Annotated in this window: 4 protein-coding genes; 1 reads left to right on the top strand and 3 read right to left on the bottom strand. The window is 69.2% G+C overall.

Going from position 1 to position 5,899, the window contains the following annotated elements:
- Positions 1-101: 101 nt before the first annotated feature.
- The 3 genes from prfB to QMX79_RS19645 all read right to left on the bottom strand — a co-directional run bounded on the left by prfB (position 102) and on the right by QMX79_RS19645 (position 5,161).
- Positions 102-1,227 (bottom strand): peptide chain release factor 2 gene (gene prfB / locus QMX79_RS19655; protein WP_282248271.1). Its coding sequence is split into 2 segments (ribosomal slippage): positions 102-1,151 and positions 1,153-1,227, totalling 1,125 coding nucleotides; the frame shifts between segments, so codons are not numbered across the junction.
- Positions 1,228-1,282: 55 nt separating this feature from the next.
- Positions 1,283-2,194, bottom strand: coding sequence for a LytTR family DNA-binding domain-containing protein (locus QMX79_RS19650; RefSeq protein ID WP_282248270.1), 912 nt, complete (start codon positions 2,192-2,194; stop codon positions 1,283-1,285).
- Positions 2,195-2,239: 45 nt separating this feature from the next.
- The gene (locus QMX79_RS19645) at positions 2,240-5,161 is read right to left on the bottom strand and encodes a VIT domain-containing protein (protein WP_282248269.1); all 2,922 of its coding nucleotides are present in this window, start codon (positions 5,159-5,161) and stop codon (positions 2,240-2,242) included.
- A 124-nt stretch (positions 5,162-5,285) separates the two neighbouring features.
- Between QMX79_RS19645 and QMX79_RS19640 the strand changes: the two genes are divergently transcribed.
- Positions 5,286-5,899 (top strand): DUF1176 domain-containing protein (locus tag QMX79_RS19640; RefSeq protein ID WP_282248268.1); only part of this gene is annotated, 614 nt, incomplete at its 3' end.

Here is a 5,899-nt window from a genome sequence, read left to right as displayed (position 1 = left end):
TTCAGGGGGGGGGTCTAGGGCTGGGGGCATAGGCACGGGGAATACGAAACCCGGGGCGTGCCGGGGTGGAGCGGATCGGGCCGCACGTGGCGGCCCGACCGTCAGGCGTCGATGCGTTTGGAACCGACTTCCAGGCCCGACTTCAGGCTGGCTTCGACGAATTCGTCGAGGTCGCCATCGAGCACCTTCTGGGTGTCCGAACGCTCAATGCCGGTGCGCAGGTCCTTGATGCGGCTCTGGTCGAGCACGTAGTTGCGGATCTGGCTGCCCCAGCCGATGTCGGACTTGGTCGCTTCCACCGCATCGCGCTCGGCATTGCGCTTCTGGATTTCCAGCTCGTACAGCTTGGCGGCCAGCATCTTCATCGCGTTGTCGCGGTTCTGGTGCTGGCTGCGGCCAGTCTGGCAGGCCACGACCGTATTGGTCGGGATGTGCGTGATGCGCACCGCCGATTCGGTCTTGTTGACGTGCTGGCCACCGGCGCCGGACGAACGGTACACGTCGGTACGCAGGTCGGCCGGGTTGATGTCGATCTCAATGTTGTTGTCGACTTCCGGCGACACGAACACCGAGGTGAAGCTGGTGTGGCGGCGGTTGTCCGAATCGAACGGCGACTTGCGCACCAGGCGGTGCACGCCGGTTTCGGTCTTCAGCCAGCCGTAGGCATAGTCGCCTTCCACGCGCAGCGTGGCCGACTTGATGCCGGCAACATCGCCACCGGACACTTCCATCAGTTCGGTCTTCCAGCCGCGCGATTCGCACCAGCGCAGGTACATGCGCAGCAGGATTTCGGCCCAGTCCTGGGCTTCGGTGCCACCGGCACCGGCCTGGATGTCGACGAACGCCGGGGCGTTGTCCATCTTGCCGGAGAACATGCGCTGGAATTCCAGCTGTTCCACGTGCTTCTGGTACTTGTCCAGGTCGGCGACCACGGCCAGGGCGGTATCTTCGTCCTGTTCGCTTTCAGCCAGTTCCAGCAGTTCGCCGGATTCGGCCAGGCCATCCAGGATGGTGGCGATGCCGCCCACGGTCTTTTCCAGGCTGGAACGCTCGCGGCCCAGGGTCTGGGCATATTCGGCGTTGTTCCAGATATCGGGGTTTTCCAGTTCCCGGGTTACTTCTTCCAGACGCTCTTTCTTGGCGTCGTAGTCAAAGATACCCCCTGAGCGAGAGCACGCGATCGGTGAGATCGGTGATTCGCTGGCGCACGGGATTGAGCTCGATCATATCGGCGGTAATGAAGGCTTGGGACAAGACCGGAATTGTAGCCCAGAGCGCTTGTTCATGTTGCTGTCGGCGTCGCGGCAGGCTCGGCCGGTGCGGGCCCCTGCCCCAGTGCGGCACGCAGCACCGGCAGCTGGCGGCGGCTGCACGGCAGCATGCTGCCATCCTTCAGGTGTGCCCGGGCCTCCCCGCTGTCCAGCGGCTCGATGGAGACCAGGAAGCCCAGGTTGAGCACGTAGCTGCGGTGGATGCGCACGAACCGGGCCGGGTCCAGCTGTGCCTCCAGCGTCGCCATCGTGCTGCGCAGCGGGTACTCATGACCGCGCACGTGCAGGTTCATGTAGTTGCCGGCGGCCTGGGCGTACTCGATGTCCGCGGTGGCCACCAGGAAATCCCGGCCCAGCTTGCGCACCAGGAAACGCTGCGGGCGCTCGACCGGCTCTTCCGGCGGGGCATCGTCGGGCGCGGCCAGCAGGTGCGCCTCGCCCTGCCGGCGGCGGCCGAACCAGCTGAAGAAGTGCTCCAGCGCCACGAAGCTGAAGAACGCGCGCACGTCCTTGAGGTACTCGTACAGGATCCGGGTCGGCCAGGCCGAGCCGTCCACGTAGTGCTCGCCCACGCTGGCATAGGCCAGGTGGCGCAGCAGCATCATCCCGGCCACGTGCAGCAGCGACCAGCCCACGCTGGCCAGCAGGTACAGCGGCAGCCGCCGCTTCCAGGTATCGGCATGCAGCGGCCAGCGCTGGCAGCCCCACCACAGCAGCGGCAGGGTCAGCAGGATCATGCCGGCGCTGCTCAGCTCCCACGTCATCGGCTCCCACAGCGCCAGCGCCTCACCCCGGCGCTGGGCATCCATCACCTCGACCACGGCATTGGCCACGCCGCTGCCGAGCAGGATGGCGGCCCAGACCAGCAGGCGGCTGGTGGGCCGCCAGCGCGGGGAACTTCGGTGGGGCACGTTCGGGTCCATGCATCGGGCGCCGGGGAATCAGCGCCCGATTCTACGGGCTGCGGCTCAGCGCACGTCGAACTCGCCCACCAGCACGGTGTCGGCACTGTCCTTCAGGCGCATGGTCACCTGCTGGTCCTGCTGGCGGCGGCTGCCCCAGTGCGTGCTCAGGCGCAGGGTCAGCGTGGTGGCCCCGGTCACCAGCTGCTCGCGGCTGCCGAAGTAGTTCGCCTCCACCTTGTAGCGGCCGGGCTTGGCCTGGCGCAGCGAGAACTGTTCCGGACCGTAGCCGCCGGTGAAGTCGCGCGACATCTGCCCGCCCTGCCAGGTCAGCCGGTTGCCGTAGTAGGCGCGCTCGCCGTTGGGGTCGGTCACCCACAGGTCCATGTCGCTGTTGTCGCTGTCCCAGCTCAGCACCACGCGCAGGTCCAGCGGCATCGGCCGGCGCAAGCGCGGGTCCACCGCGCGGGCATCCACCCCGGTGCGCGCCACCAGCGTGGTCAGCTCATCCAGCGCGATCAGCGAGATGCCGTCGAAGCGTTCGTCCCACGGCCGCACCACCACCTCGTTGAACGCGGCCAGCGCCGCCTGCGGCTGGTTGTCCGCTTCCAGCGCCAGGGCCAGGTCACGGAAGCTCTGCGGCTCCTCCTCGCCCAGCGCCAGCACGTCACGGAACACCGGCACAGCCAACGCCGGTGCCTTGGCCTGCATCAGCCGGTAGCCCAGCACGCGCAGCACGTGGCGGTTTTCCAGCTGCATCTCGGCCAGGTTGGACAGCACCCGCAGCGCCAGGTCGCGCTGGCCGTGGGCGAACAGGATGTCGGCCACGTCGAGGTAGAAGGCGCTGCTGTCGGCGTGCTGATCGCGTTCCTGCAGGTACAGGGCGTACACCGCCTCCGGCCGTGCCGCGCGCAACCGGCGTGCGTAGGCCGAGTCCGGTGCCCAGGCGGCGACGGTGATGCGCAGCGCGCCCTGGTTTGCCCGGTCATCGGCATCGGTTTCCACCGCCATATCGGCTGCAGCATCGGCCTGCGTGCGCCGGGACGCGGTGAGCTCCACGCGATCCAGCGCGGTGGACGCGGCCTCCGCCCGCTCGCGCTGCGCGCTTTCGGCGGCCAGCATCATGGCCGGCGCGGGCGGTGCCGGTGCGGCGGCCGGCATCGGTGCCATCAACTGCTTGCTCGACGCCGCCGCCGGGGGTGCGCCTTTTGGCCAGGCCCGGTTCCACCATTGCTCGCGTTCGGCGAACTGCAGGGCCAGCTTGTCCAGGCGCGCGCGGCGAGCGCCGGCCTCGTCATCCAGCGTCACCGCGTGCAGGCGGTCGTAGTCCTGCTGCAGCGGTCCAGCCGGGCGGATGCCATAGCGCAGGTAATCGTCCAGCGTTTCCAGCACCAGCAGCGAGGTATCGGCGCCGACCAGCCCAAAGCGCTGGGACAGCGCCTGGATCGCGCCACGGTTGCCCACCGGGTCTGCGGCCAGTTCGCGGCCCCGGGCCTCCGCCCAGGCATGGGCGACCAGCGCACCACCGGTATCGCGCGCCTGCGCCAGCGGAATCGTCAGCGCCTGCCGCGTGCCGTCTGCAGCCGGCAGTTGCACCCGCAGTACGCCGTCTGCGTGCTGCATGCGGGCCAGCACGCGCACCCAGCCCTGGTCGGCGCGTTCGGCATCCACGATCAGGTCGGCCAGCCCATCGCCTTCGGCCTGCACGTTGCCCGGGTTGTCGCGCAGCAGGCGTGTCGTCATGGACGCCACATCCTGGCTGCCGTTCACCACCAGCAGCTGCCCCTGCGCTGCACGCGCCCACGCACGCAGCCGGTCGCTGTCGGTGCGTGCACCGGCACCGCTGAGCGCATACAGGCGCTGGTTCGCACGCAATGCGGGGCGGTCGCGCCTGGCGTAGTTGGCCAGCCCATCGCTGACCAGCAGGTACTCGTCGATGTCGGCTTGCGCGGTCCAGTCACCCAGCGCACTCGCGCCGTCGTAGGCCAACGCCTCCAGGTACCGGCGCAATGCGCTCCAGTCACCGTTGCGGATGGCGAAGCGACGGATCGGCTCGGCGCGGTCACGCAGCACGGTCAGCTGCACCTCGCCGTTGCCGATGGCGCCGAAGTAGCGCTCCAGCACCGCAAGCTCCGCTGCAGTGTCGCGATTCCGCCCGGAGCCGGATGCATCCCAGAGCAGGCCCACACGATGGGGCAAGGCGCGTTGGCGGGTCTGCACCGGCACAGGCACCTGCACCATCACATAGCGCTCGTCATCGAAGCCACCCCGCACCGCATCCACCCCGCGCGGCAGTGGCAGGGTCCAGCCCAGTTGATCCGGCAGCTGCCCACCGCTGCCCTGCCACTCGGCGCGCCAGGCACCGTCGCGCAGCGCCAGGGCCAGCGTCGGCGGTCCGTGAATCACCGGCACGCCGGTAGCGATCGCATCCAGGCGCAGCTGTACCGACCTGGCCTGCCCCACGAACTGCAACGGCAGGGTCCAGCGCAGGCCCTCCCTGCTCACCGGCAGCGCCTCACGCACGGTCAGTGCCACCCGACGCGTGCCCAGCGCAGGAATGGGGTAGATCCGCAGGCGGAACTGGTTGCCCGCCGTCTGCTCCAACAGGCCCGGATCGACCCGGCGCCGCTCGATCGCCTCGAACACCTGGCGTCCCTGCGCCTTGGGCACGGGCACCGCATCGCGCAGCACGCCATCGATATCCAGGGAGAAGGCGGTTACCTGCTGGCCTTCGGCCAACGGGAATTCCAGCGCGCCTTCCAGCACGCGCCGGTTCGGGTTGCGGAACACCAGTTCGATGCGGGTTTCGGCCAGGCCGGCCGCCACATGGCTGTCGATGCGCGCCTGTTCCAGCTGCACCGACTGTTCCGCACCGGCCACCTTCAGCAGCGGCTCGACCAGGCGTTGCGCTGCCGCCGTCGGCATACCCGCTCCCCCACCCACCCACAGCAACAACCCCAATCCGATACCGCGCAGCACGCTGTCCATGTGACGCTCCTGATCCGATGACGAAGGGTTGAACGCACCAGCACCGGAAACGGGGTTGGACAGCACGCCCCCCGCTGGTCCACGATCCCTCCCCCATGGAATGTTGTCGAAGAAGGATGTCCGCATGCGCCTGCCCCTGATCCCCCTGCTGCTCGCCGGCCTGTTCCCTGCCGCGCGCGCTGCACCGGCCAGCGCGATTACTCCCGGCGTGGCATTCAGCCATGAGGACTGGACGCTGGCGTGCGACAATACCCGCACCTGCAGGGCCGCCGGCTACCAGGACGAGGACGCCGGCGGCGACCCCGTCTCCGTACTGCTCACCCGACGTGGCGGCCCGGACCAGCCGATCGGGGCCGAGCTGATGCTGGGCGAGTACGAGGAAAGCGACCTGCCGGCCACCGTCACGCTGCGCATCAACGGCACCGCGCTGGGCACCGTGGCGGACACCACCCGCTTCTCTGCGGCGCAGGTGACGGCACTCCTCAAGGCCCTGGTGAAGGACAGCCGCATCGAGCTGATCGGCGACAACGGCCGCCAGTGGACCCTGTCCGACCGCGGTGCATCGGCGGTGCTGCTGAAGATGGACGAGTTCCAGGGCAGGCTCGGCACGCCGGGCGCGATCCTGCGCAAAGGCAGCCGCGCCGAAGCCAGCGTGCCGGCCTCGCTGCCGGTACCGGTGGTGACCCTGCCCCGGCGGGGGGGCGGCGGGCCCCCCCCGCCCCCGCCCCCCCGCGGGCG

Origin of the sequence: Stenotrophomonas sp. PS02300 (assembly GCF_029959395.1) — a bacterium.
In the GTDB taxonomy this organism is placed as follows: domain Bacteria; phylum Pseudomonadota; class Gammaproteobacteria; order Xanthomonadales; family Xanthomonadaceae; genus Stenotrophomonas; species Stenotrophomonas maltophilia_AD.
Note: the sequence above shows the minus strand (reverse complement) of the source record. Positions and strands in the feature narration are given on the sequence as shown.